General features: G+C 36.8%; 17 protein-coding genes and 2 tRNA genes. 7 read left to right on the plus strand and 12 right to left on the minus strand.

The features are described from left to right. Window position 1: 1 nt before the first annotated feature. Complete coding sequence (locus tag FB2170_RS15880) at window positions 2-3,139, plus strand: glycoside hydrolase family 2 TIM barrel-domain containing protein (protein WP_013307620.1); 3,138 nt, start codon at window positions 2-4, stop codon at window positions 3,137-3,139. Window position 3,140: 1 nt separating this feature from the next. On the opposite strand, the gene FB2170_RS15885 is transcribed toward FB2170_RS15880, so the two are convergent. Further along, window positions 3,141-4,643 (minus strand): aminotransferase class V-fold PLP-dependent enzyme, encoded by a 1,503-nt coding sequence (locus FB2170_RS15885; RefSeq protein ID WP_013307621.1) that lies wholly within the window; start codon window positions 4,641-4,643, stop codon window positions 3,141-3,143. A gap of 253 nt (window positions 4,644-4,896) precedes the next feature. On the opposite strand from FB2170_RS15885, the gene FB2170_RS15890 reads away from it, so the two are divergent. Then, window positions 4,897-5,580 (plus strand): hypothetical protein, encoded by a 684-nt coding sequence (locus FB2170_RS15890; protein WP_013307622.1) that lies wholly within the window; start codon window positions 4,897-4,899, stop codon window positions 5,578-5,580. 190 nt (window positions 5,581-5,770) lie between these two features. On the opposite strand, the gene FB2170_RS15895 is transcribed toward FB2170_RS15890, so the two are convergent. The 3 genes from FB2170_RS15895 to FB2170_RS15905 all read right to left on the minus strand — a co-directional run bounded on the left by FB2170_RS15895 (window position 5,771) and on the right by FB2170_RS15905 (window position 10,119). Further along, window positions 5,771-6,397, minus strand: a complete 627-nt coding sequence (locus tag FB2170_RS15895) for a response regulator transcription factor (protein WP_013307623.1) — start codon at window positions 6,395-6,397, stop codon at window positions 5,771-5,773. Between the two features lie 646 nt (window positions 6,398-7,043). Then, window positions 7,044-8,702: a PorP/SprF family type IX secretion system membrane protein gene (locus FB2170_RS15900; protein WP_237701144.1), complete on the minus strand. Its 1,659-nt coding sequence runs from the start codon at window positions 8,700-8,702 to the stop codon at window positions 7,044-7,046. Between the two features lie 145 nt (window positions 8,703-8,847). After that, a complete protein-coding gene (locus FB2170_RS15905; protein ID WP_013307625.1) occupies window positions 8,848-10,119 on the minus strand; it encodes a PD40 domain-containing protein in 1,272 nt (423 codons plus the stop codon). Between the two features lie 383 nt (window positions 10,120-10,502). On the opposite strand from FB2170_RS15905, the gene FB2170_RS15910 reads away from it, so the two are divergent. Then, entirely contained in the window at window positions 10,503-11,390 is an 888-nt protein-coding gene (locus FB2170_RS15910; protein ID WP_013307626.1) for a dienelactone hydrolase family protein, read from the plus strand. A gap of 34 nt (window positions 11,391-11,424) precedes the next feature. On the opposite strand, the gene FB2170_RS15915 is transcribed toward FB2170_RS15910, so the two are convergent. From FB2170_RS15915 to FB2170_RS15925, 3 genes are all read right to left on the minus strand, one after another. Continuing rightward, window positions 11,425-12,306 (minus strand): sugar phosphate isomerase/epimerase family protein, encoded by an 882-nt coding sequence (locus tag FB2170_RS15915; RefSeq protein WP_013307627.1) that lies wholly within the window; start codon window positions 12,304-12,306, stop codon window positions 11,425-11,427. A 121-nt stretch (window positions 12,307-12,427) separates the two neighbouring features. Further along, window positions 12,428-13,096: a bifunctional 4-hydroxy-2-oxoglutarate aldolase/2-dehydro-3-deoxy-phosphogluconate aldolase gene (locus FB2170_RS15920; RefSeq protein WP_013307628.1), complete on the minus strand. Its 669-nt coding sequence runs from the start codon at window positions 13,094-13,096 to the stop codon at window positions 12,428-12,430. A gap of 44 nt (window positions 13,097-13,140) precedes the next feature. Further along, entirely contained in the window at window positions 13,141-14,181 is a 1,041-nt protein-coding gene (locus FB2170_RS15925) for a sugar kinase (protein WP_013307629.1), read from the minus strand. A 224-nt stretch (window positions 14,182-14,405) separates the two neighbouring features. Here FB2170_RS15925 and FB2170_RS15930 point away from each other — a divergent pair, with 224 nt between their 5' ends. Both FB2170_RS15930 and FB2170_RS15935 read left to right on the plus strand, forming a co-directional pair. Next, window positions 14,406-15,449, plus strand: a complete 1,044-nt coding sequence (locus tag FB2170_RS15930; RefSeq protein WP_013307630.1) for a LacI family DNA-binding transcriptional regulator — start codon at window positions 14,406-14,408, stop codon at window positions 15,447-15,449. A 310-nt stretch (window positions 15,450-15,759) separates the two neighbouring features. Beyond that, window positions 15,760-17,529: a PQQ-dependent sugar dehydrogenase gene (locus FB2170_RS15935; protein ID WP_013307631.1), complete on the plus strand. Its 1,770-nt coding sequence runs from the start codon at window positions 15,760-15,762 to the stop codon at window positions 17,527-17,529. Window positions 17,530-17,686: 157 nt separating this feature from the next. Here FB2170_RS15935 and FB2170_RS15940 read toward each other — a convergent pair. The 3 genes from FB2170_RS15940 to FB2170_RS15950 form a co-directional block, all read right to left on the minus strand. Further along, a tRNA-Pro gene (locus tag FB2170_RS15940) sits at window positions 17,687-17,761 on the minus strand. 28 nt (window positions 17,762-17,789) lie between these two features. After that, window positions 17,790-17,873 (minus strand) — tRNA-Ser (locus FB2170_RS15945). Window positions 17,874-17,980: 107 nt separating this feature from the next. Further along, a complete protein-coding gene (locus FB2170_RS15950) occupies window positions 17,981-20,017 on the minus strand; it encodes an HD family phosphohydrolase (protein ID WP_013307632.1) in 2,037 nt (678 codons plus the stop codon). Window positions 20,018-20,137: 120 nt separating this feature from the next. Between FB2170_RS15950 and FB2170_RS15955 the strand changes: the two genes are divergently transcribed. Beyond that, the gene (locus FB2170_RS15955; RefSeq protein ID WP_013307633.1) at window positions 20,138-21,313 is read left to right on the plus strand and encodes an acetyl-CoA C-acyltransferase; all 1,176 of its coding nucleotides are present in this window, start codon (window positions 20,138-20,140) and stop codon (window positions 21,311-21,313) included. Window positions 21,314-21,333: 20 nt separating this feature from the next. After that, the gene (locus FB2170_RS15960) at window positions 21,334-22,080 is read left to right on the plus strand and encodes an NlpC/P60 family protein (protein WP_013307634.1); all 747 of its coding nucleotides are present in this window, start codon (window positions 21,334-21,336) and stop codon (window positions 22,078-22,080) included. Window positions 22,081-22,128: 48 nt separating this feature from the next. On the opposite strand, the gene FB2170_RS15965 is transcribed toward FB2170_RS15960, so the two are convergent. Both FB2170_RS15965 and gyrA read right to left on the minus strand, forming a co-directional pair. Continuing rightward, window positions 22,129-23,391, minus strand: coding sequence for a tetratricopeptide repeat protein (locus tag FB2170_RS15965; protein ID WP_013307635.1), 1,263 nt, complete (start codon window positions 23,389-23,391; stop codon window positions 22,129-22,131). A 31-nt stretch (window positions 23,392-23,422) separates the two neighbouring features. Continuing rightward, the gene (gene gyrA, locus FB2170_RS15970; protein ID WP_013307636.1) at window positions 23,423-25,957 is read right to left on the minus strand and encodes a DNA gyrase subunit A; all 2,535 of its coding nucleotides are present in this window, start codon (window positions 25,955-25,957) and stop codon (window positions 23,423-23,425) included. Between the last annotated feature and the right edge of the window lie 7 nt (window positions 25,958-25,964).

Here is a 25,964-nt window from a genome sequence, read left to right on the forward strand (position 1 = left end):
TATGAAAAAAATAGCTTATTTAGTTTTTGGTTTTTTAATTTTTATCGGTTGCAAAAAAGAACCCTTGATTGCCGTTGCGAAACAAGAAAACCACTACAATCATGAAATTTTTGAGGAAAACAAGCTACCCCCAAGAGCCTCCTTTTTTGGATTTGAAACTATTGATGTTGAAAATAAGGAGCTATCAAAACGGTTTAAGAATTTAAATGGGGATTGGAAATTCCATTTTGTAAAGGATCCAAAGCAAAGACCCACCACTTTTCAAAATCAACAATATGATGACTCAGAATGGGCAACCATTCCTGTACCGGCCAATTGGGAAGTTGAAGGTTATGATTACCCCATTTACCTAGATGAGCGTTATCCTTTTGAAACTCAATGGCCTCAAATACCCAATGATTATAATCCCGTAGGGACTTACAGAAAAGAAATAGAATTAAGTGAGGACTATCTTAAAGAAGATATTATCATACATTTCGCAGGCGCCAAATCTGCAATGTACCTATATATAAACGGAGGTTATGTTGGGTATTCTCAAGGTAGTAAGACTCCGGCTGAATTCAATATTACCAAATACCTTGAAAAAGGCAACAACTTGATTGCCATACAGATGTTCAGATGGAGTGATGCCAGTTATTTGGAAAGTCAGGATATGATACGAATGAGCGGCATTGAACGTGATGTTTACCTCTATTCCAGACCAAAAGTTTTTATCTCGGACTATCATACTTATACCAATTTAGACGACACCTACACCGATGGTATTTTTAATGGGACAATTACGTTCAACAACCGCTCAAATTTAATTAATACGAGAAATGTAAAACTGGAATTGTTTGATGGGACAATCCCTGTTCTCAAAGAGGAAAAACAACTCATTATTCCAAAACAATCGAAAACCGATGTGGTATTCGAAGACATCATCAAGGGAGTTAAAAAATGGTCTGCTGAAAAACCTAACTTATATCAATTACACATATCCTTGACTGATACAATCAATCCTAAAAACAATCAATTTATAAAAAGAAATGTTGGTTTCAAAAAGGTAGAGATCAGAAACAGTCAAGTTTTGCTCAATGGCAAACCCATCTATATCAAAGGTGTTGATAGGCACGAAACAGACCCTTACTCTGGTCATGTGGTGTCAAGGGAATCTATGGAAAAAGACATTAAATTGATGAAGCAAAACAATATCAACGCCGTACGCAGTTCCCATTACCCCAACGATCCTTACTGGTTGGATCTCTGTGACACTTATGGTCTTTATGTTGTTGATGAAGCCAATATTGAAAGTCACCCATTGGCAATTGACGAAAAAACGCAGATAGGCAATGAACTGTCTTGGTATAAAGCACATTTATCAAGAACCCAGCGCATGTACTACCGTGATAGAAACCATCCTAGTATTTATTCCTGGTCGTTGGGCAATGAAGCCGGTGAAGGCGAAATTTTCAGGTCTACGTATCAATGGTTAAAGCGAGCTGATGACAATAGAATAGTGCAATATGAACCCGCAGGCAAGGAAGATTATACGGATCTCTACTGCCCCATGTATCCAAAACCTGAATATTTGATTGAGCATGGAAAATCAGATTCTGATAAGCCTTCAATTATGATAGAATATGCTCATGCCATGGGCAATTCCGTTGGAAATTTGCAGGATTATTGGGACATCATAGAAAAATACCCAAATTTACAAGGCGGTTTCATTTGGGACTGGGTTGACCAGAGTTTGGAATACAAAAATGAAGATGATATACCTTATTTGGCGTATGGTCAAGACTTTCATCCAAATTTACCAACAGATGGCAATTTTTTGAACAATGGGTTGGTAGACCCATACCGTAATCCACATCCGCATTTGTCCGAAGTAAAAAAAGTATATGAGCCAGTACAGTTTACATATACCCCAAACGGAAACGTAATTATAGAAAATAAGAACTTCTTCACGAATCTATCCGATAAGGAAATCAGTATTAAGGTATTGAAAAACGGTAAAGAAACACAGAACCAAGTAAAAACCAATTTGAGTGTTCAACCAAGACAATCAAAGCTTATCCATTTTGACGAAATACCTACGGTTTATGAATCTGGAAATGAATATATTCTTGAAGTAAGTTTGATACAGAAAGAAGCCACCCAGCTGATTCCCAAAGGTCATGAAATTGCTTGGGACCAGTTTATCCTGAACAAAGTGGTACATAGTACCAAAGAAGCTATAAAAGGAGAGGCTTTAAGTATTAATTCCTCGGCAACGGAAATTGAAATCTCAAATAATAACATCAATCTCAAAATTGATGCTAAATCTGGTGAAATCAACTCATGGAAATATGGTGGAAAGGAAGTAACAACCCAGCCTATTCGACCCAATTTTTGGAGACCACCAACAGATAACGATTTAGGAAATGGCATGGATAAATGGGCCAAAATATGGCAAGATGCCAACTATGATTATACAGCAAAATTGATTACATCCCCCAAAGAGAACAAGGGTGAAATCACCTATCTAGTTGAATATGAAACTCCCGACAATGGTGCTAAAGTAGCTGTATGGTATATGATAAACCCAAAAGGAGAAATAAAATTGGATTATGAGTTCACACCGGTAAAAAAGGAATTACCAAACATTCCCCGATTGGGAATGTATATGACGTTGGCCAAAGATTTTCAGGAAGTTAAATGGTATGGAAATGGGCCCAATGAAAGCTACTGGGACCGAAAAACCGGAGTTAAAACCGGACTCTATTCAGGAAATACACATGACCAATTCCATCGTTATCCTCGACCTCAGGAAACAGGTAACAAAACAGATGTGCGTTGGATGGAACTAGCATCAAATTCGATAAAACTCAAAGTGGTTTCAAACGAATTATTGAATTTAAGTGTATGGCCTTTCGAAATGTCTGAAATTGACTTTAATAGTGATGAAGCTGGTAAGTCAGCCTCGGGACTGGTTCCCGTAACGAAAAAACATGGTGCGGAAATAAAAATAGGTGAAACAGTACAGTGGAACATTGATTTTAAACAGATGGGGGTAGGTGGCGACACTTCGTGGGGCCGATTGGTTCATGATAAATACGTTATTTCACCAAAGCCATACAAGTATTCTTTTACTGTTATTCCATCTAACTTAAAATAAATCAATCAACAAACCAGCTTTTGACCAACTGCTGCTCGTTAAAGTTACCATCAACGTGTTCAAACTCGTTCTTGATTATATTTTGATTATAATCCTTGCCCCACGCTTCAAAATTTGAAGCAACTTGTTTAATCGCATCACAGATAAAATCAACTTCTTGATCTGTGGTTGTGGGGTGAATTGACATTCGCACCCACCCTGGTCTTTCCATTAAACAACCATCTAAAATCTTCTGCTCTATTGCCTTTGAGGTCAGTTCATTCACGTGAAGTAAAAAATGTCCATAGGTCCCTGCGCATGAACAACCTCCCCTTGTTTGAATTCCAAAACGGTCATTCAATAATTTAACCACAAGATTATAATGCGCATCATCAATATAAAAAGAAAAAATGCCCAATCTATTCTTGTGTTCTCCGGCCAGAATATGAAGATTTTTAATCTCGACAAGACTTTCAAAAACCCTTGTATTTATTTCATCCTCTCGATCATGAATGTTTTTCACGCCCATTTGTTCCTTGAGCTGTATGGCAAAGGCTGTTCGAATAGCTTGGATAAATCCAGGAGTACCACCATCTTCACGCGTTTCAATATCATCAATATAATCATGATTCCCCCATGGGTTCGTATACGTAACCGTGCCTCCACCAGGGTTATCGGGAACAAGGTTCTTATATAATTTTTTATTGAAAACCAAAACACCACAGGCACCGGGCCCTCCTAAAAACTTATGTGGAGAAAAGAAAATAGCATCTAGATATTCATCTTCATTTCCAGGGTGCATATCAATATTTACATAGGGTGCAGAACATGCAAAATCAACAAAACAAAGCCCGTTGTTTTGATGTATCATCTTGGCAATCCTATGGTAATCTGTTCTAATCCCAGTAACATTTGAACAAGCTGTAATTGAAGCTATTTTAATTGGACTGTCCTTATACTTGTCCAATAAGTTTTTGAAGCTTTTAAAACAAATCAATCCCGTTTCATCGCAAGGAATTACTTCAACTCTGGCAATGGTTTCTAACCATGAGGTTTGATTGGAGTGATGCTCCATATGTGATACAAAAACAATTGGTCTTAAATCTTCTGGTATTCTGGTATGTTCCTTTAGGTTTTCTGTGACCTTCAACCCCAAGATTCGTTGAAACTTGTTAACAGCACCGGTCATACCCGTACCAACAGTAATTAGCACATCGTCCTCGTTTGCATTTACATGTTCCTTTATCTTTTTTCTAGCTTTATGATATGCCATGGTCATGGCAGAGCCAGTAAATGAAGTCTCAGTATGTGTATTGGCCACATAAGGACCTATCTCCTTTAATAATTTCTCTTCTATAGGTCCATATAATCTACCACTGGCGGTCCAATCGGCATATATAATATTTTGTTCTCCATAAGGAGATTTAAAAGTGTGATCAATACCAACAATATGCTTTCTAAATTGCTCAAAATACAATTCCAATTCAGTTGCTTGTACTTTTCGATTAGATAATGATAATCCCATACGACCTTTTGTTATCAATTAATTAAACCATTTTCAAATATAAATCAATGGTATTGAAATAAATATAATAAAACAGGATAATACCCATCTTAAGTCAAAATCTGGTCTTGCTAAAAGCTTTGCTATACCTAATATTATCTCTCAATCTGATGTAAAAACGTGCTTATGAAGTGTTATGATTTTCCAGTGTAACAATTGTTACATAAAAAGAAATGGAATTCCTTTAATATTAGTGAAAACAAAACGAAGAATTATGAAAAGAGATTTTGAAACAAAAATAATTGGATGGGCCTTTATTGTTTCTGCCATTTTGCTATGGGGAGGTTGGTTTTTTTCGCCACATCATTTAGGGGAATATATTGTCGCATCAGATTTCGATGCCGTCAATGAAAATTTATGGACATGGATTTGGATGTATCGCATTCACATCTTTGGTTGGGTAATAATGGGAATCGCTATGTTCGCATTAACATCAATAGCCACAAAAAAGCCATATCGCGTACTAATTTATCCTGGAACTGGTATGATTATCGTGGGCACCTTCACTTTGGCAATTGCCGCTGCGTTTTATTATACCTTCGGTGCTTGGGGTGTTGGAAAAACCGTAGGTAAATCCTCGGAAGAAGTACAACAAATAATGGACGGTCTACAATTTACCAATCACTATGTTACTTGTTTTGTAAGGTTTGGGCGCGTATTTTCCGGAGTAGGGTTGGTAATTTTGGGTGCAGCATTTGTAAAATGGAATCTTGTTCCTAAAGCTTTAGGATGGCTGACCATTATTATGGGGTTTGCAGCCGGAGCTATAATCATGAGTATTCCTGATAACTTTGATATTTATAAGCCCTTATTTCACGTAAAAGCAATATGGCTAGTGCTAATGGGGTTGACCTTTCTAAAAAACGGAATCAATTTGCCTGAAGCAGACAAGAATTGAATGTAACTGAGTTAAATCAAAGGCAACAATCCAAATACAAAAAACCTCTGTTTTCACAGAGGTTTTTCAATTAATCACAGAAATTGGAACTTTTTTGCCATAGCACAAGACATTAAAAGTTAAGAAGGGTTTATGTCCTCAATGTTGGATAATCAAAATTGTCCGAAATCAACCATCCGTATTTCTTAACTTATAGTTCCATCTCCTGCAATTTTACAAGGGCTTCAGATTTGGAGTTTACATTCAGCTTTAAATAAATATTCTGGATATGAAAATTAATAGTACTGGTGGTCACAAATAATTTTTCCGCCATGACTTTGTAGGTTGCTCCCTTGCACAGGTAATCGACGATTTGATTTTCCCGTTCAGAGAATGAAGTGTATGACTTAACATGAAAATTAGATATGATTTTCTGTACAATATCCTGGCTCATTGCTGCCCCCTCGTATTTTATTGAATTCAAGGCACTGTGAATTCGTTTATTATCCAAAGGTTTGGTCAAATAACCATTCGCACCATTCTTAAAGGCATTTTTAATTATTTCAAAATCCGACTTGTCACTGATCATTAAAACCTTGACATGCCTATCCTTTTTCCGAAATAGTCTAATACTATGTATACCTCTAATATCTGAGGCACCAACTTCCGATAAAATAATATCGGGCTGAATAGCATCGTACTCATTTAAGGCTTCTTCTGTTGTCCCATATATTCCCTTTAAATCAAAATCTGGGAATTCTTTGAAATAGGCTCGGTAATCCTTGTGAAGTACAAAGTTATGGTCAACAATAATAATTTTTAGAATGTCTGTTTTCATAACATAAAGTATTTTAATTACATAGGTCTAATTGTTCATTTGGTTAACTAAAATTGTAAAACTTGGGGTGTTTAAATGTTATCAAAATCATGTGCAGAAAACAACCATATAACTTCCAATCTGATCTTTAAGCAGCAGAGTAGTTATATGAAATATCCAGCAAATAAATTTTGGAACAATGTAGATTGGCTGTGAAAATGATAGACCATTTATTCACTTAACACCAATTACTATTGTTTAAATCAGAGATCACATTCTAAACGAGAATTAATACTAGAATGTTCCAATACCTGGTTAAGGCATTTTTTTAGATGTTTTTGGTTAAGTACGGTTTCCATTTTCATTGGGGGATTTGGAGGTTAATACTATTTGATTTAGGTTTTAATATGAAATAAATATAGAGAATTATTGCATGCCACTCTAAATTTCTTACATGTTTTCGTTGAAATGCACTAGTAAAACACAGGGTTGCCAAAGTTTTTCCAAAAATAACACCATATATATGGTATAAAAAAAAGGAAGGATATTCACCTTAATGGCTCATCCCTCCTTTTACCCAGTAATCAAACAACTCATTGGAAACCTTTCCCAATATTTTAATAAGGTTTAACATAGCCTATCGCTACTACCTTCAGTATTATGTATATTAATTTGTATAAATATTCGCCGCAGTCGCATTGTTATTATCTACTTGCATAATCCATTTTTCATCTTGATACTTTCCATTCAAATTGGAAACAAAAGCGGTTTGGGCATCTTTTTTATAGTTAAAATCTGCTAAATAAACATAGTATAATCCATTCTCTTTGTTATAGAATTTTTTAGCCTCCAAACCCTGCTCTTTCAGCGAATCCATAAAGGCATTTAAGTACTTTTTACTCTTATAGACATTTGCGATAACATAGTATCCTGACTTTACACCAATGATATCTGATTGGTTCAATATTTTTATTGGAAGCTTTTCATATTTTTTCTTAATACTAGGGCTTGTTTTTTTAGGCAACTCTTTCACCGTATTACTTGCTACCAATATTTCTTTTTGCTTGTTATCGAACAGATTGGGGCTTGGTTCAATACTCTTTTTCAAATCATTTCGTAGTATGCGTACAATTGTCTCAAACCTTTTTTCAAAATCCTTGGACCTTGCCCTTTCAATAGAATCCTGTCTAAAAATAAGTTCATCTAAAATTAATCTGTTTTCGAAAGCAAGTGCATTCGTAACATTTTCTTGTTGCACTTCTTTTTTATTTACTTTTTTTCTTTTTTCATTTTTCTTTTCGGTATTCTCCGCTGTTAATCTTAAAATTTGCTCTTCATAATTACGTACAATGCGATCTATTTTTGCATCATTTGAACTGTCTGCATAACTGTTTGTATTATCGTCGTCATTTTTAAAAGTATAGGCCAAAGACAATTCATGGTTCCAACCAAGATCAGCTTCCTTTTCCTTAAAATCTTTCTCCATTAAATAACCCAATGACATTTTCTTATTTAAGTTAAACCCCAACCCCATTGATATGCCATATTCATCATCTAGTGTAGATTGTAACCATCCATAGTTGGGCAAATCCAGTAAGACCGAACCAAGATAGGCCAATGAGCCATCTTCATTTTTGCCCATTTGTACTAAAGGCATTAGTCTTGCATTCTCAAAGAGTCCTTTTGAATTACCAAAAGTATGTGTATACTGTAATGAAGCTCGGATACTCTTATCATTCAAATGTGTTAAAAACTCATTAGTGGTTTGGTTATATTTAAACAAGTCATGTGCATACAATCCAAAATCAAACCTGCCAACAGAAAGGGTAACCCCAGGCTGAATAGCAACCTTACTTTCCTTCTTGGCTTCACTAATCTCGGGGTCATTCTCTGCAACTATAATTCGGTTTTTATCCAACCCTTCATTAAAATAAGTAACATTGGTTCCAAAGGTTAATTTGCTTTTATCACCCAACCGCACAGCAGTGGCATAATTGGCATTAAACCCAAACTCCTGAATTACACCAGACCATTGACTATAAACACCAATACCTAGTGCCGTATTCTCATTTAGTTTATTGCTAAATCCAAGAAAATAATTCTGATTATTATCTTCAAAAGTGGCGTACTGGTTCCTATGCAGGATATTTAGATAGGACTTATTCTCGCGAACCAAAGAAAATGTTGGGTTTATTAAGAACCTATTAAAAAACAACTGATTGTGATATGTACTTTTTGAATTTAAGTTCGGGTTTACTTCTTGGCCATATGCCGTATACATATTTGCACCCAAGAATAATACCATTAGCAAACCTATCTTCTTCATTATTTTGCTACAATTGGTCATGTTATAAGATTATAAGGGTTATGTCTTACTGTAAATCTTGTATAATTTCCTTTGTGAATGGAATTATATTTCAGTTTGTCAAATTATCATCTGTAAATGATATCATACAACTGTGATTCGATGCCTAGTCATCTTCGTAAACTGAAGTCGTGTAGTCTACGTCTGAATTGCTATTCAATACTTTTGCAAGATCAAATTCTCTTTTATCCAAGTATTTCTTATTTCTTTCATTTCCGAAAGAGAAAGCCACTTGATGTACCGATTCTTTGGTCTTTCCGCGATTAGACATAACATACCCCATACCATCATTGGACTTAAATCCTATTGAAAAATCATCTTCTTTACTATTGATTTGGCTACCAAGGTTAACGGCAAGTCCAACATTATTCCTTTCTACCTGCACCATGAAAACATCCAATCCGCCTTGACCTTGTCTTCCTTCGGATGCGAAGACCAGAGTATTTTGGTCGACCAAATTAGGATATAAGTCGTTTTTTTCAGTATTCACCTTTTTGCCAAGGTTTTTGGCAATACCTAAATGTCCATCACTACTTACCTTTGCTACATAAATATCGTAGTCGCCTAAACTACCTGGCATATTTGAGGCAAAAAACAAGCGTTTACCATCATGGGAAACCGTAGGGTGCAATGCCGAAAAATACTTGGGGCACAAGGCAACCTCTTTGATGTTCTTCCACTCACCTTTTACTTTTCTTGCTTGATAAATCTTATGAACCAATTCTTTTTTAGAAAAAATTCCATGAAGTGGCTTTTGATATACTGCCTTACTAAAATAGGCCGTATTTCCGTCAGAAGTTAAGGCTATGGGTGAATCGTAAACATTTTCCGGATTTAGTTTTTGTAAATTTAATGGGTAGTTCTTCTTTTTATCTCTAGATTGTTTATTTGAAAAATATTCAGTTTTCAGGGACATATTTCTTGACTTTCTATTTTCAGCAACATAATCCTGTGAACTATTCTCAAATGGGTTTCTCTCCAATTGGTAATCAGACTTCATCATCGTTAACCAATCCTGATGTTCGGGCATCGAAGAAACTTCAATTCCCATGGCTTTTCTCAAAGCGTAACGATATCTTTTTTGATAGTTGCTTGAAAGTTGTCCGTTCGGACTATAGCCCTTCAACTTATCATACCAAAATAATGCATTGTCATAATTCTCAGATAGAAAATTTGCATTCCCTAAATCTTCAAAAATTTCTTTTTCTTCATAACCCATTTTTTTGAGTTTCAAATAACTCTCAACTCTTTTTTGGGTTCGAAGCGCTTCGGAGTTTTCTTTGTTTGAGGTTTGAATAATTTGAGCCGTTAAAAAGCCAGAATTAAAAAAAACAATACAAACAATAACAGCAGTACAGTAGGTAAAAGTATTTCTCATAGTGTAAAGATTTTGGGGTTCTTTATTGATTCAAAGGAAAGAAAATATTTCACTGGTACTCCTAGTAATAATTCATAGGTTTTAAAATTATGTCATATCCCAACCAACCATTTAAATTAAAAAAATATTTATAACACACTGCATTACAATCTTTTACAAATCATTTGTTTATCCTTTTCAAAATCAGATAAAACTGTGATTGAATAGAAAAAATCACAGTAGAAGCCATAAATCGTATGGTTGTCTATGCACTTTATTACCCTATTGTCGGATTGATTATGACTACTTTTATTCTGAATGCGACTAAAAAAGGTTTCATATCTTTAGATAGGTTCTTTTAAACCTCAGCCCTATGAAATTCTAGTTAGTAAAAACGGTCAATTATGAAAAAAATCAAAAAAGAAAACATTAGTCAAGAGGTTTTTGACCTTTATGATGACTATGCCCATAATAGGGTAAGTAGAAGATTATTCATGGATAAACTATCGACTTATGCGGTAGGCGGACTCACTCTGCCATCTCTATTAAGTTTTATCTCACCTGACTATGTGAAAAAAATTCAAATAAAAAAAGATGACCCAAGGTTAAATTCAGGGTTTATAATTTATGATTCCCCTAAAGGAGGTGGAGAAATAAAAGGATTACTTTCTAGGCCTGCCAAAACCAAAAAAAAACTTCCGGGAATTGTGGTGGTACATGAAAACCGTGGATTGAATCCCCATATTGAAGATGTGGGGAGAAGAGCTGGCTTAGATGGTTTCATCTCATTGGCTCCAGATGCCTTAACCCCTTTAGGTGGTTATCCCGGAAATGATGATGATGGGCGAGAATTGCAACGGAAAAGGGATCGCAATGAGATGTTGGAAGATTTTATAGCAGCATATGAATATTTGAAAACACATCCTAAATGTTCCGGTAAAGTTGGGGTTGTAGGTTTCTGCTTTGGAGGATGGATATCGAATATGATGGCGGTCAGAGTTCCTAATTTAGGAGCGGCAGTTCCCTTTTATGGAGGACAACCGAAAGAGGATATAGATAAAATCAATGCGCCTTTACTTCTTCATTTTGGAGAATTGGACAAACGTGTAAATGAAGGATGGCCTGCTTATGAAGCGGCACTAAAAGAAAATAAAAAAGAGTTTAAGGCATACATCTATAAAAACGCAAATCACGGTTTTCATAATGATACAACTCCTAGGTATGACCGGGAGGCCGCAGAATTGGCTTGGAAAAGAACCATTGAGTTTTTCAATGAAAAACTCAATGGTTAAGTATTCTTGTTGGGATTAACTCGTATGGATTGAATTATTCGAATCCGAATTTTTTCAAACCCTTGTGACTTACATTAATGGCTTCAAGTGGCTTCATAGTAAAAGTTCTGTCCTGTTCTACCATATAGTATTTCATACCTGATAATTTTTTGTTCGCAAGAATTCGTGCAAAATCAATTTGCCCGTTTCCTACCGGGGCAAACTTTCCTTCATTGTCCATATCTTTTACATGCCATATTATGAATCTACCTGGGTATTTATTAAAATAATCCACTGGATCAGCACCCGCTTTAGTAACCCAATACAAGTCCATTTGAAAATTCACATATGCTGGATTACAATTTTCCAATAGGTAATCAATAGGAACAACCCCATCAGTATCCTTTACAAATTCAAAATCATGATTATGATATAACAATTCAAGTCCTGCCTTTTTGGCTTTCTTACCTAGGGTATCCAATATACTCGCAAGGTTGGCAGCACCACCGGTCATTCCCAGTGTCCTGGTTTCAGGGTCAACCTTAAAAAGTCCCATTGGAGGTACGGGAATCACAAAATATTTGAATCCAGCAGCTTTAACATCGGCCATCATATCATCAGCATTATCTAGGGTAACCGATCCCTGATGGGTGCTAATGGGTTTTAAACCAAGTTCTTTCAACAATGCTTTGAATTCTTTAGGTGGAAGGTTATAGAATTTACCATCGTTATACCCTGCAGCTTCAATATATTCATAACCTGCATCAGCTACAGATTGTAATGTTGCCTTTGCATCAGACCCCATATTGCCTCTTACCGTATAGAGTGCCAAACCGCCATATTTATCTTGAGCGCTACCGACTAATACACTCATTAAAAGTACAATAGACAAAAAAAGATTTGTATGTCTTCTTAAAACTGATTTTTTCATATTCATAGTTTAGGAATTATTACGTGATTTAGACCTATAAAGATACAGTGTAAAAACAATCTATCATATCACTTAGATAAAAACATATCTATTTATATTCAACCTTACTGATTTCAATATTAAGTGTTCAACCGCGAAGTTTAGCTATTAAAGCCAAAGTATCTTTTACCTTCTCCTCTAATTGGTTGTAATCCTTATTTTTCAAAATTTCCTTGCTTATGAGCTTTGATCCCATACCAACACAAGTTACTCCCGCATTGAACCATCCTTTCAAATTAGACTCCTCAGTGCTTACTCCTCCTGTAGGCATAATGCTTGTCCAAGGTTGGGGTCCTTTTATTCCTTTAACAAATCCAGGCCCATAAATATCCCCAGGGAATAGTTTAATAATCTCACACCCTAATTCCTCTGCCCTATTTATTTCTGTCAGAGAACCGCAGCCTGGAGACCACAACACTTTTCTTCTGTTGCAGACAATTGCTATATCTTCTCTCAACGATGGTGTAACTACAAAGTTTGCGCCCATCTGCATGAACATAGAGGCTGCTCCGGCATCTGTAATTGAACCCACTCCCATTATCATTCCTGGCAATTCGCTAATTGCAAATTTATTGAGTTCGGCAAATACTTCGAAAGCGAAATCACCACGGGCCGTAAACTCCATTAATCTAGCCCCGCCTTTATAACATGCTTTTAAGACTTCTTTGCCAAGTTCGACATCGGGATGATAGAACAAAGGAATCATGCCTGTTTCTTTCATCACCTGCGCTACTTCAATTCTTGAATATTGAGCCATACGTTTTATTTATTTTATATCTGTTAGTTAAATTTTAACGAGAGCTAGCGTGCAACTCTTCCAGAAGCATCACCACCCATCAATTTTTCTACTTCGTCAACAGTAACTAAATTCGCATCACCTTTTATAGTATGTTTCAAACAAGAAGCTGCAACCGCAAAATCCAAAGCATTTTGATCATCTTCAGGGTATTTTAGTAATCCATATATCAATCCACCCATAAACGAATCACCACCACCTACTCTATCCACAATATCTGTAATTTGATATTGTTGGGTTTCGTACATTTTAGATCTATCGTAAAGTACTCCTGCCCATGTATTGTGTGAAGCAGAAATTGAACCTCTTAAAGTTGTAATTACCTTCTTGGCCCTTGGAAATTTTCTCATCATTTGTTTACATACAGATAAAAAGGCTTCAGCTTTTACATCATGACCATGTTTATGAACATCCAATCCTTCAGGATGAATGTCAAAATGTTTTTCGGCATCTTCTTCATTTCCTAAAATGACATCACAATATGAAGTCAATTCGGTCATAATCGCTTCTCGATTCCCGCCATAGTTCCAAAGTTTTGCTCTATAATTTAAGTCAGTCGAAATTGTTATACCTTTTGAACTAGCTGCTTTGACCGCCTCCAAACAAACATCCGCAGCACCTTGTGAAATTGCGGGTGTGATGCCTGTCCAATGAAACCATTCAACATCTTTGAACACATTATCCCAATCAATCATTCCTGACTTTATTTCAGAAATCGCTGAATGTGCTCTATCATAAACTACTTTACTACCTCTGCTTACGGCCCCCGTTTCTAAAAAATAAATCCCCAAGCGGTCACCACCGTAGACAATTTTGTCCACTCCTACTCCACGCTTTCTCATTTCCATCATAGCGCATTGCCCAATATCGTTTTTTGGTAAACGGGTCACAAAATCAACAGGCACACCGTAATTGGCAAGGGAAACAGCAACGTTTGATTCACCTCCACCATAGATAACATCGAAATTATTGGTCTGTGAAAATCTTAAAAATCCTGGAGGTGCCAACCTCAACATAATCTCTCCGAATGTTACTACTTTTTTCATACTAGTTAAGTTAAATTATTTTGTTTCTTTTTTTGTTCAATCGATTGAACAACATTTTTTTAAAAAATGGAATAGCATACTAATCTATTCCGATTAAAACCTATTAAGTACTATTAAAGTACTGATTAACAACATTTTTAATTTAAAATCAATGGATTGAATATGAGCATTAATTTTAAAGTTCTTATATTTGTTCAATCGATTGAACAAATATATTAAATAATTTGGAACAACAAAAAAAAACAACTATAAAAGACATTGCCAATGTACTGGGTATTACACCATCTGCGGTATCTAAAGCCTTAAATAACCATCCAAGGATCAGCAATGAAACCAAATTGGCAGTAAAACAAATTGCCAAAAATCTAAACTATCAACCCAATCACTTGGCTTCTGCCCTACGCAAAGGCAAAAGTAATCTTGTCGGTGTTATTGTACCTCGGGCAAATAGTAATTTTTTTTCCTCCGTTCTTGAGAATATCGAAGAGGTTTTGAACAAGGAAGGTTATAATGTAATTATATCCCAATCCAATGAATCTTATGACAAAGAATGTAAAAGTATTGATACATTATTGCATACCCAAGTTGATGGAATCATAGCATCCTTGGCCAATGAAACTGTAAATTTTGCTCATTTTGAAAAAATCAAGAGAAAAGGAATACCCTTAATTCTCTATGATAGAGGTGATAATGATATTGATGTTGATTACATCGGGATTGATGATTTTGATAGCAGTCACCGGGTTGTAAAACACCTTGTCAAGCAAAAATGTAAACGAATTGCCCATATTGGTGGTTATCGACATACTCGAATATTTAAAAACAGGATATTAGGATTTATTGACGCATTGAACAAATATGGTTTACCCACCAACAATGAATTGATTTTAGAGGGTGATCTTACTTTGGAAGATGGTCGAAAAAAAATGGAATCATTATTGAACCTTCCAGAGCCACCAGATGCAGTATATGCGGCCAGTGATTATGCGGCCCTTGGGGCATTACAAGTAATGCAAGAACACGGGATACAAGTGCCGGAAGAAATAGCTTTGGTAGGATTTAGTAATGAGCCATTTACTTCATTATTAAACCCATCAATATCTACAGTCAACCAACATAGTGGTGATATCGGAAAAAGAGCCGCAGAGACATTCTTAAAAAGGGTACAACAGAAGAATTGGACACCAAAGCTTACCAAGAATATTCTTAAGTCTGAGTTGATAATCAGAGATTCTTCAAACAGAAAAGTTGGGATAAAGAAAAATTAGCCAAAGAGTTTTCCCTGCAAATAATTAACTTAATATAGTATTCAGCAAAACAAAAAAACCAGTTGAAAATGGCACAAAATGATGCAAATTTTATTCGTCTTCTGCAAAATCAAATTAAGAAATAAGCGCTAATTCCAAACCTAAAAAGAATCGATTTTGAGCAACTGATTTGATATGCTCACTTTCATCCGTCAGAGGGGGCATTTTGACCGCCCTAACCAGTTTTAACCAATAAGTTTCATAAAACCATTCGTCATTTTTTAATATATTTAAAGCTGAGTCTTAAGCTATTAAAAACATATTAAGGAATATGATAACCCTAAAACAGACAAAAAGATGTATTGGTTTCCTCATTGTAGCAGGTTTTCTTATTCAATGTAAACAGAACAAAGAAATGCCTTTACCTCCAGGAGATCCAGATAATGGAGGATTGATTCTACCTGAGGGATTTGAAGCTGTAGTTGTAGTTGATAGTATAGGTTCTGCCCGTCACCTCGCCGTGAATGACAACGGAGATATATACATAAAAATGCGCTATGCCCACCCTGAAGGCGAAAACATAGGACTTAGGGATACTGACAATAACGGCAAGGCAGATATAATAAAACGATTTGGCGTATATGACCAAAAAGGATGGTATGGCACTGGGATGCGCATCTATAATGACTATTTATATTTCAGTACAGCAGGTGAGGTCTATCGACAAAAAATCACACCTGACAAGTTGGTTCCTGAGGCAAAAACTGAACTCATTCTCACCGATGATTTTAAAAATGCGCTCTATGGTTATTCGCATATAGCGAAGCCAATAACATTCGATAATGATGGCCATATCTATATTCCATTTGGTTCTCCCAGTGATGTTTGTCAGCCGGGAGATCTTGATAGAAAACCAGGTGCATTGGGACAGTATCCCTGTCCAGAGCTTGAGTGGCATGCAGGAGTCTGGCAATTTGATGCTAACCGGACCAACCAATTACAGAAAGATGGTAAAAGATATGCCACAGGAATAAGGAGTATTGTAGGTATGGATTGGAATGATACTGACAATACGTTGTACGCTCTGCAACATGGAAGGGACAATATGAACCGTAATTGGCCAGATATTTATTCGCCCTGGCAAAGTGCCATGCTGCCGGCCGAAGAATTTCTGCGAGTAAAAGAAGGTAGTGATGCTGGCTGGCCCTATTATTACTATGATCAAATACAGGGTAAAAAAGTCCTAAATCCAGAGTATGGCGGAGACGGAATTAAAGAAGGCAATGGCGCTGAGAACGTGCAGCCAATAATAGGTTTCCCAGGTCATTGGGCACCCAATGACCTTCATTTTTATAAGGGTGATCAATTTCCTAAACATTATAAGAATGGAGCTTTTATCGCTTTTCATGGGTCAACCATAAGGTCTCCATTCCCACAATCGGGGTATTTTGTTGGTTTTGTTCCCTTTAAGAATGGCAAAGCAGGGGATTGGGAAGTATTTGCTGATGGTTTTGTACAGGTAGATAAAATCGTCGATACCGATGAAGCTGGATACCGACCAATGGGCATTGCCATGGGACCAGATGGATCATTGTATATAAGTGAAAGTGAGCATGGGAAGATTTGGCGTGTGATGTACAAAGGGGATAAAAAGAGTTTTGGCCCAGAGCAATTGGCCCAAATGGAAAAACGTAAGAAACAACCACATATCAGAACTCCAAATGAGACAACCGATGACCTTACACCAATGAGAGTTGAGTCTGGAGCTATACTTTATAACAAGTACTGTGGTTCATGTCATATGAGTAGCGGACAAGGAGACGGAATCCGGTTCCCGCCAATTGCTGGATCTAAATGGGTCAAAGGTGATCAAAAAAATCTTATTAATGTAGTTTTAAATGGCTTGCAAGGACCTATTGAGGTAAACGGCAAACCTTTTGATGGGATCATGCCTCCAATGGACTACCTTGAAGACAAGGAAATTGCCGAAATACTGACTTATGTCCGAAAGGAATTTGGCGATAATGCCACGCCCGTTAGTTCATTCTCCATAAAATCGGGTAGATATTATGCCAAGAAAGCCAAAGAGGATATAAATTAGTACCCTTATTGAATCATAGAATATTATTTTTTTATTTCTTTCAAGGGATACTTTCAAGCAAATTATTTTTCAGTGATAATACATAAACAGAATAAAATGAAAAAACCTGCAAATCAATAGATTTGCAGGTTTCTAATACCACCTGAAAAGTGGTTCGTCGGGGTGGCAGGATTCGAACCTGCGACCTCCGCGTCCCAAACGCGGCGCGATAACCGGGCTACGCTACACCCCGATAAAGGTTATCTTTTTCAAAAAAATTGCGGAGAGAATGGGACTCGAACCCATGCGACACTTGCGCGTCGACAGATTAGCAATCTGCTCCGTTACCACTCCGGCACCTCTCCTGAATATTTTTAATGAACTTTGCTGTAAAGCGGTTGCAAATGTACATTTTTCCAAAGCTATAAAGCAACTATTTAATTGATTTTTTTTAATGAATTATGTAATTGCCCTATTCTGGGTATTCCACCCTCAAATGGTAGATGTTCGTGAGCTTTTGTTTAAATATTTTTTTGATGATCTCAATCTCCCTAAAAGTAATATTGGCGTTTAAAAATTGGTTCGCGCCCATTTGCCCTCCTATTATTTTATCAACAAACTCATCAATAATCAAAAAGGTAGGGTTCTTTAAACTTTTAGACGCAGCCTCAACCGAATCAGCCATCATAAGAATTGCCGTTTCCTTAGAAAATGGTATAGGTCCAGGGTATCTAAAATCTTCGTCATTAACCTCTTCACCGGACTCTTGCTGCTTCTTGTAAAAATAATAGACCATAGTGGTGCCGTGATGCGATCTAATAAAATCAATGACCCTATCAGGTAAATTATTCCTTCGAGCGATTTCAATACCTTCAATCACATGGTTCACTATTATTCTTGCACTCTCGGTAGCTGGCAAGTCATCATGTGGGTTTACATTGGTTATCTGGTTCTCAGTAAAATAATTAGGGTTCCCCAACTTACCAATATCATGATAGAGTGCCCCAACACGGACCAACATCGCATTTGCCCCTATTTCATTAGCGGCTGCTTCTGCCAAATTCGCAACTTGCAATGAGTGGTTAAAGGTGCCTGGCGCCTTATTCGAAAGTTCTTTTAACAACTTGGAATTTGTATCCGACAACTCCAGCAAAGAAACATCAGAGACCAATCCAAAAATCTTTTCATAAACGTAAATCAATGGTTGTACAAAAAGGGTTATCATTCCATTCAATAGAAACAACCCCAAAGTCAACCATACAATATTGTCCAGATTTCCTTCATGGATTATATGAAATGCCAAATAACCAACTACATAAATCAATGTTATCTGACCAACAGAAATAAACAGATTTGCCCTTTTATAAAGTTCTGATACCGTTAGAATCGTAACAATACCTGCGATAATTTGGATAAAAATATATTCAAAACTGTTTGGAACAACAAAACCTAAAATCAGCACTGTAAGTACATGCACAAATAACCCGAGTCTCGCATCAAAAAATGTCTTAAGAATCAAGGGTAGAATACATAAGGGTACTACGAATACATATGCCTCATTATATTTTACCACTAAAGTTGTAATGAAAACCATCAATAGAATATTGATGAATATAAAAGTAACCTTGGTCCCGTTTTCAAAAATTTCAGGTCTATACTTTTTAAGAAAAAGAAAAAGCATCATCAAAACCAGTGCCACCAATACCGTATAGCCTGCCAATATGAAATAATAATTATTTGAGGCCCACAACTCAGACTCAAATTCATCCTTTAAGGATTCCAGAATATTATAATTATCCGCTTCTACAACCTCACCCTTAGCAATTATAAGTTTACCTTCGTCTATTGTTCCTCTTGTCAAGGAAATCTTAGAAAGCTCCTCCTCCATTGCTTTTTGAGAAAGGTCATTATCATAAGCCACATTCGGTTTCACCAAATCAAAGAAAAGCGATTGCAATGTGGCATTATATTCTCCCAATCGCTGCTCTCTAAGAGCACTTTCTGTTACGTTCTCAATGTCTTGGATTCTGTATAGGTCATCAAAACTGATTTGATCAGCTGCATTTTGCTTTATTAGATAAACTTGCTTTCCTTCTTCATTTTGATTGGGTTTAAGAAGAATTCCATTTTTATAAATTCTTTCGAGAACATCCAATCCAACACTTTTTAAAGCTGTAAGCTGAGATTGGTTTATTTGGCGATCTTTAAATATCTCAGAAAATTTAATTTCGAAATCGGCAAAAACCTCGTTTGATACACTTTCGTCATATCTATAATAATTAAACTGCCGTTCATTCACCTTTTGCCTTTCAGAAGCTATCTCATCAGATGATTTTTTTACTGAAAAGTCAAAAGGGGCATATAGGTTTTCATACTGCCAAGGTTTCCCTTTTTGAAATTCATATTTGAATTTACCTCCTTTTGGGAAGAAAAAAACAATACAAAAAATGGATACAACGTATAAGAAGTACTTGTAAATGAGTGATTGGTTTTTGTAAAGTTTTTCCAATGCGTATTTATCTAATTCATTACTATCATCAAAAATAGAAAATATAATAGACCTTTTGCGGCAACATCCATTTTGATTGCACTTTAATTTATTAATTTTGGGACATCAAAATATGTACATATGAAAGATGTTGTAATAGTTTCGGCGGTTAGAACGCCCATTGGCAGTTTCATGGGGTCACTTTCAACTATTCCCGCACCTAAATTAGGGGCGACGGCCATAAAAGGTGCGCTCGATAAAATTAACTTAGACCCAAAGCTTGTTGATGAAGTTCTTATGGGGAATGTTGTTCAAGCTGGCACAGGACAAGCCCCAGCTAGACAGGCGGCAATCTTCGCCGGAATACCCGATACTGTACCCTGTACCACAGTAAACAAAGTATGCGCTTCTGGAATGAAAGCCGTAATGCAAGCGGCGCAAGCAATCGCTCTAGGGGATATCTCGATTGCAGTTGCTGGTGGAATGGAAAATATGAGCCTAATTCCCCATTATGTACACTTAAGAACTGGTCAAAAATTTGGTCCCACTTCTTTGATAGACGGAATGCAAAAAGATGGATTGGTCGATGTTTATGATCAAAACGCTATGGGTGTTTGTGCAGATGCTTGTGCCGTGGAACATAACTTCAGTCGAGAAGACCAAGATAATTTTGCTATACAATCTTATCAAAGATCGTCAGATGCCTGGAGTAAAGGCAAATTTGCTAATGAAGTTATTCCCGTAGAAGTGCCTCAAAGAAGAGGAGAACCCATTATTGTTTCTGAAGATGAGGAGTACAAGAATGTGAAAATTGAAAAAATACCAGCCCTTAGGCCCGCTTTCACTAAAGAAGGTACTGTAACGGCAGCAAATGCATCGACGATAAACGATGGGGCAGCGGCAATAGTATTAATGAGTGCTGAAAAGGCCATAGAATTAAAACTGAAACCAATTGCTACAATAAAAAGTTACGCTGATGCGGCACACGAACCTGAGTGGTTTACGACCGCTCCAGCCAAAGCTTTGCCAAAAGCTTTGGACAAAGCAGGAATTTCAATTAATGATGTTGATTATTTTGAATTTAACGAAGCTTTCTCAGTAGTAGGCCTAGCAAATATGAAATTGTTAGGATTAAATGATGCCAATGTAAATGTTAACGGAGGTGCGGTGTCTTTGGGTCATCCGTTGGGTTGTTCCGGAGCACGAATAATGATAACCCTTCTGAATGTTTTGGAACAAAATAATGCCAAAATAGGGGCGGCAGCAATTTGTAATGGAGGTGGTGGTGCATCTGCCATTATTTTGGAAAGAAACTAAACCGATCCTTCACAATATTTATGCAATACGGTATTTGCCAATTAAGTATAGTCCCCATTAGATCTGTAGCAGAAGAAACTGCGGAGATGATTTCACAACTGTTATATGGTGAACATTTCAAAGTCCTAGAGGAACGGAAGCATTGGAGCAAAATAAGATCTACTTTTGACAAATGTGAAGGCTGGGTTCAAAACCTACAGATATTGTTGGTGGACGAAAGGGAGTTCAATAACCTAAACACTGATATTTCCCCCCAGTACACAATTGATCTGGTTTCTTTTGTTGAGATGGACAAGGGCAACCTCTTACCCATTGTTCTTGGATCAGTATTCCATAAGAATTCAAAACATATTCACGAAGGCAGTTTAGTTTCGTCCAAGCAGGAAAAAGATAATCTTATTAATACGGCACTCTTATATTTAAATGCACCCCACCTATGGGGAGGAAAGACCCCTTTTGGAGTAGATGCTCCAGGTTTGACCCAAATGGTTTATAGGATTAATGGTCACAATCTACTTCGTGATTCAGCTGAACAGGCCACACAGGGAACCGCTTTGAGTTTTATTGAAGAATGTGAAGCTGGCGATTTGGCATTCTTTGACAATAAAGAAGGAATCATAGATCATGTTGGACTGATAATGGACAATAATTATATTATTCATGTTCATGGCCATGTTAGGATAGACCGTATTGACCATACAGGAATTTTCAATAACGACACCAAAACATACACACATCAACTCCGGGTCTTAAAAAAGATTATATAAAAAAACCTGACCATATGGCCAGGTTTTTTTATTCTTCTTAGAAATGGATTACTCACCTAGAAGTTTTTTCAACCTCATAAAGTTTTCATTGTCACCCATTGCACCATAAATGTTCTTCAATTGGGTAAGAATACCTTGGTTATCAGGATTTATCTTTAAAGCATCCTCCAAAACCATTGCACCTTCTTTGAACAAATTATCCTTTTGCTGTTTCAATTCATCGTAACGTGCTATATCAGCTCTTGAATTTCCTAAAGAATTCATTTCATCAATAAGTCCGTTACCCTCGTTTACGTAGGTAGTAGAAAGGTTCAATTGAGCATTTGTATAACCTGGGTTTACTTCAAGAGCCTTGCGATAAGATGCCCTTGCATCTTCAATGTTACCCTGTTCCATATTGATTACACCAATGTTATAGTGCAAATCTGGATTATCAGGAGCAACTGATGCCGCCTCGGCCATTAAAGCCTTGAACTTTTCCTTATCACCCAATTTGTAGTGTAAATTTGCTTCATTCAAGATTAAATTCACATCTTTTGGATCATTAACCCTTGCTGCCTTATAGGCTTCCAAAGCTTTATCATCCTGTCCAAGCTGGGTATAAATCAAAGCGATGTTCTTAACAATTTCCGCAGTCTTAGAGGGAGTTTTTTCATCAAGTGGATCTTTATAAGTTCCCGATTTTACCATCAAATCTCTTTGGACTTTATCCATCACCTCAACTTCATCAGTAGAAACATTAGTGGCTTTGTACTCCATTCCTCCACCATCATAATTCAACTCTTTAAGCTCGTTATAATAACCTAAGGCCTGATCATACTCCCCACCGTTAACAGCACTGCTAGCTGCATAATAAAGATAAATGGTGTCTTTTGGACTGAGTTTATAACTCATATAGAGTTTTTCTCCTGCCTCTTTGTATTTTTTTTCTCCGTTATCCTCGACAGCAGAATTTACCAAATCCCCAGCAAGAGTTGCCAAGTGCTCGGTAATTAGCTTACCATATTTGGCCTTCCCACTGGTAGTTTCAATTTCGTCGGCTTTTTTGAAAGAAGTGATTGCAGTATCAAAAGCGCTGTTATCACCTTTTTTTGCTAAATCAGCATAAATTCTACCACGTAGAAAATGGTATTGCGCCTGAACTTTGGCATCAGCTCCAGAAATCATTCCAGAAGCTGCCTCAAGTGAGGTTTTTGCTCCTGCAGAATCACCACCTTTAAGGGCCTTTTCAGCAGCTTTAATCTCATTCTTTTGCGAAAAGCCAATCATTGTGAAGGACATTGCCGCAAGTATTAAAATTTTAGTTTTCATTTCGATTTAATTAAAATATTAGTGTTATTGATTATTCTTTTGTTTCGTCATTAGCATCATTATCAATAGCCGTGCCATCTTCCGTTTTCACCTCAATATCCATGATGTCAACTTCTTCTACCGCATCATCATCTTTCATCACTTTTGCTACAGCAGCAATACTATCGGCACCTTTAATGTTTATCAACTTAACTCCTTGGGTAGCCCTACCCATAACCCTTAAATCTTCTACGCTCATTCTTATAGCGATACCAGATTTATTGATTATCATTAGGTCATCTGCATCTGAAACATTTTTGATTGATACCAAACCACCGGTCTTCTCAGTTATGGAAATGGTTTTAACTCCTTTTCCGCCCCTATTAGTTACGCGATAATCATCTATGTTGGATCTTTTGCCATACCCATTTTCTGACACCACAAGAATATTGTCCTCGAAGTTGTTAACAGACACCATTCCTATTACCTCGTCATTATCATCGGCAAGCCTAATTCCTCTAACACCTGAAGCATTTCTCCCCATTGGTCTAGTCTTACTTTCCTCAAAACGAATGGCCTTACCAGACTTTAAACCTAGGAAAATCTCACTTGTACCTGTAGTTAGTTTTGCTTCTAGAAGTTCATCATTTTCACGAATACCAATGGCATTGATACCATTTTGACGTGGTCTTGAATATTGCTCCAAAGAAGTTTTCTTAACTGTACCTTTTTTAGTGGCCATTATCACAAAGTGATTATTTACATAATCCTCATCTTTAAGGTCTTGTGTACAGATAAATGCTTTCACCTTATCATCTTGTTCTATATTGATCAGGTTTTGAATCGCCCTACCTTTTGATGTTCTACTACCTTCGGGAATTTCATAAACCCGCATCCAGAAGCATTTACCCTTCTGGGTAAAGAACAGCATATATTGATGATTGGTTCCCACAAACAAATGTTCTAGGAAATCTTCATTACGTGTTGACGATGCTTTTTGTCCAACTCCTCCTCTATTTTGGGTTTTGTACTCTGATAATGGTGTTCTTTTAATATAACCCGCATGTGAAATAGTAATAACTACCTGCTCATTCGGAATCATGTCCTCAATACTCAAATCACCACCTGCAAAGTTTATCTCTGAACGTCTTTCATCGCCATATTTATCTTTAACCTCAAGAAGTTCATCTTTGATGATCTGCATTCTACGCTCTTTTCTATCAAGGATATCTTTTAAATCGGCAATAGTCTTAATAACCTCTTCATATTCAGAACGCAACTTATCCTGTTCAAGACCAGTTAATTGACGCAATCGCATTTCAACTATGGCTTTGGCTTGAATTTCAGTCAATTTAAACCGCTCCATCAAATTCTCCCTTGCTTGATCTGCATTGGAAGAAGCTCTTATTATCGCAATTACCTCATCAATATTATCCGATGCAATAATTAACCCTTCAAGTATATGCGCCCGATCTTCGGCCTTTTTAAGCTCGTACTTTGTTCTTCTTACTACAACTTCATGTCTATGTTCCACAAAGTAATGGATCATCTCTTTTACATTCAACATTTGTGGTCTACCATTGACCAATGCAATGTTGTTTACACTGAAAGAAGATTGTAGCGCTGTATACTTGTACAGCATGTTCAGTACAATGTTAGGAATGGCGTCCCTTTTCAAAATATAGACAACACGCATTCCTTTTCTATCCGATTCATCGCGAATAGTTGAAATACCTTCAATTTTTTTATCATTGACCAAGTCAGCGGTCTTTTTAATCATATCCGCCTTATTGACCTGATAAGGTATCTCAGTTACGATAATACACTCTCGACCTTGAACTTCTTCTATAACGGCTTTCGCCCTCATTACTACTCTTCCTCTACCCGTATGAAAGGCTTCCTTAACACCATCATACCCATAAATTATGCCTCCTGTTGGAAAATCTGGTGCTTTTATATGAGTAATAAGTTCATCAATTTCAATATCATTATTATCAATATAGGCAACAGTACCATCAACAACTTCAGAAAGGTTGTGTGGCGGCATATTAGTGGCCATACCTACTGCAATACCAGAAGCCCCATTCACTAATAAATTTGGAACCCGAGTCGGAAGTACCGTCGGTTCTTGTAAAGAATCATCAAAATTCAATTGATGGTCAACTGTATCTTTGTCAATATCCGCCAACATATCGTCAGCGATCTTTCGCATACGGGCCTCAGTATAACGCATGGCAGCCGGGCTATCACCATCAATAGATCCAAAGTTACCTTGCCCATCTACCAGCATATACCTTAAACTCCATTCTTGTGCCATACGCACCATGGAGTCGTAAACAGAAGTATCACCATGAGGGTGATATTTACCCAAAACCTCACCGACAATACGGGCAGATTTTTTGTGGGCACTGTTTGAACGAACACCCAATTCATGCATACCGTAAAGAACCCTTCTGTGTACAGGTTTTAAACCATCCCTGACATCTGGCAAGGCACGTGACACAATGACCGACATTGAATAATCAATGTAGGCAGACTTCATTTCGTCTTCTATGTTAATAGGAATCAATTTTTCTCCTTCTGCCATTCTAATA

This window comes from Maribacter sp. HTCC2170, from assembly GCF_000153165.2.
Taxonomy (GTDB): domain Bacteria; phylum Bacteroidota; class Bacteroidia; order Flavobacteriales; family Flavobacteriaceae; genus Maribacter_A.

Bases quoted from the DNA above. Each gene is read 5' to 3' on its own strand.
- FB2170_RS15880 (WP_013307620.1), top strand. From the start codon at position 2: ATGAAAAAAATAGCTTATTTAGTTTTTGGTTTTTTAATTTTTATCGGT.
- FB2170_RS15885 (WP_013307621.1), bottom strand. From the start codon at position 4,643: ATGGGATTATCATTATCTAATCGAAAAGTACAAGCAACTGAATTGGAA.
- FB2170_RS15890 (WP_013307622.1), top strand. From the start codon at position 4,897: ATGAAAAGAGATTTTGAAACAAAAATAATTGGATGGGCCTTTATTGTT.
- FB2170_RS15895 (WP_013307623.1), bottom strand. From the start codon at position 6,397: ATGAAAACAGACATTCTAAAAATTATTATTGTTGACCATAACTTTGTA.
- FB2170_RS15900 (WP_237701144.1), bottom strand. From the start codon at position 8,702: ATGAAGAAGATAGGTTTGCTAATGGTATTATTCTTGGGTGCAAATATG.
- FB2170_RS15905 (WP_013307625.1), bottom strand. From the start codon at position 10,119: ATGAGAAATACTTTTACCTACTGTACTGCTGTTATTGTTTGTATTGTT.
- FB2170_RS15910 (WP_013307626.1), top strand. From the start codon at position 10,503: ATGAAAAAAATCAAAAAAGAAAACATTAGTCAAGAGGTTTTTGACCTT.
- FB2170_RS15915 (WP_013307627.1), bottom strand. From the start codon at position 12,306: ATGAATATGAAAAAATCAGTTTTAAGAAGACATACAAATCTTTTTTTG.
- FB2170_RS15920 (WP_013307628.1), bottom strand. From the start codon at position 13,096: ATGGCTCAATATTCAAGAATTGAAGTAGCGCAGGTGATGAAAGAAACA.
- FB2170_RS15925 (WP_013307629.1), bottom strand. From the start codon at position 14,181: ATGAAAAAAGTAGTAACATTCGGAGAGATTATGTTGAGGTTGGCACCT.
- FB2170_RS15935 (WP_013307631.1), top strand. From the start codon at position 15,760: ATGATAACCCTAAAACAGACAAAAAGATGTATTGGTTTCCTCATTGTA.
- FB2170_RS15955 (WP_013307633.1), top strand. From the start codon at position 20,138: ATGAAAGATGTTGTAATAGTTTCGGCGGTTAGAACGCCCATTGGCAGT.
- FB2170_RS15960 (WP_013307634.1), top strand. From the start codon at position 21,334: ATGCAATACGGTATTTGCCAATTAAGTATAGTCCCCATTAGATCTGTA.
- FB2170_RS15965 (WP_013307635.1), bottom strand. From the start codon at position 23,391: ATGAAAACTAAAATTTTAATACTTGCGGCAATGTCCTTCACAATGATT.
- gyrA (WP_013307636.1), bottom strand. From the start codon at position 25,957: ATGGCAGAAGGAGAAAAATTGATTCCTATTAACATAGAAGACGAAATG.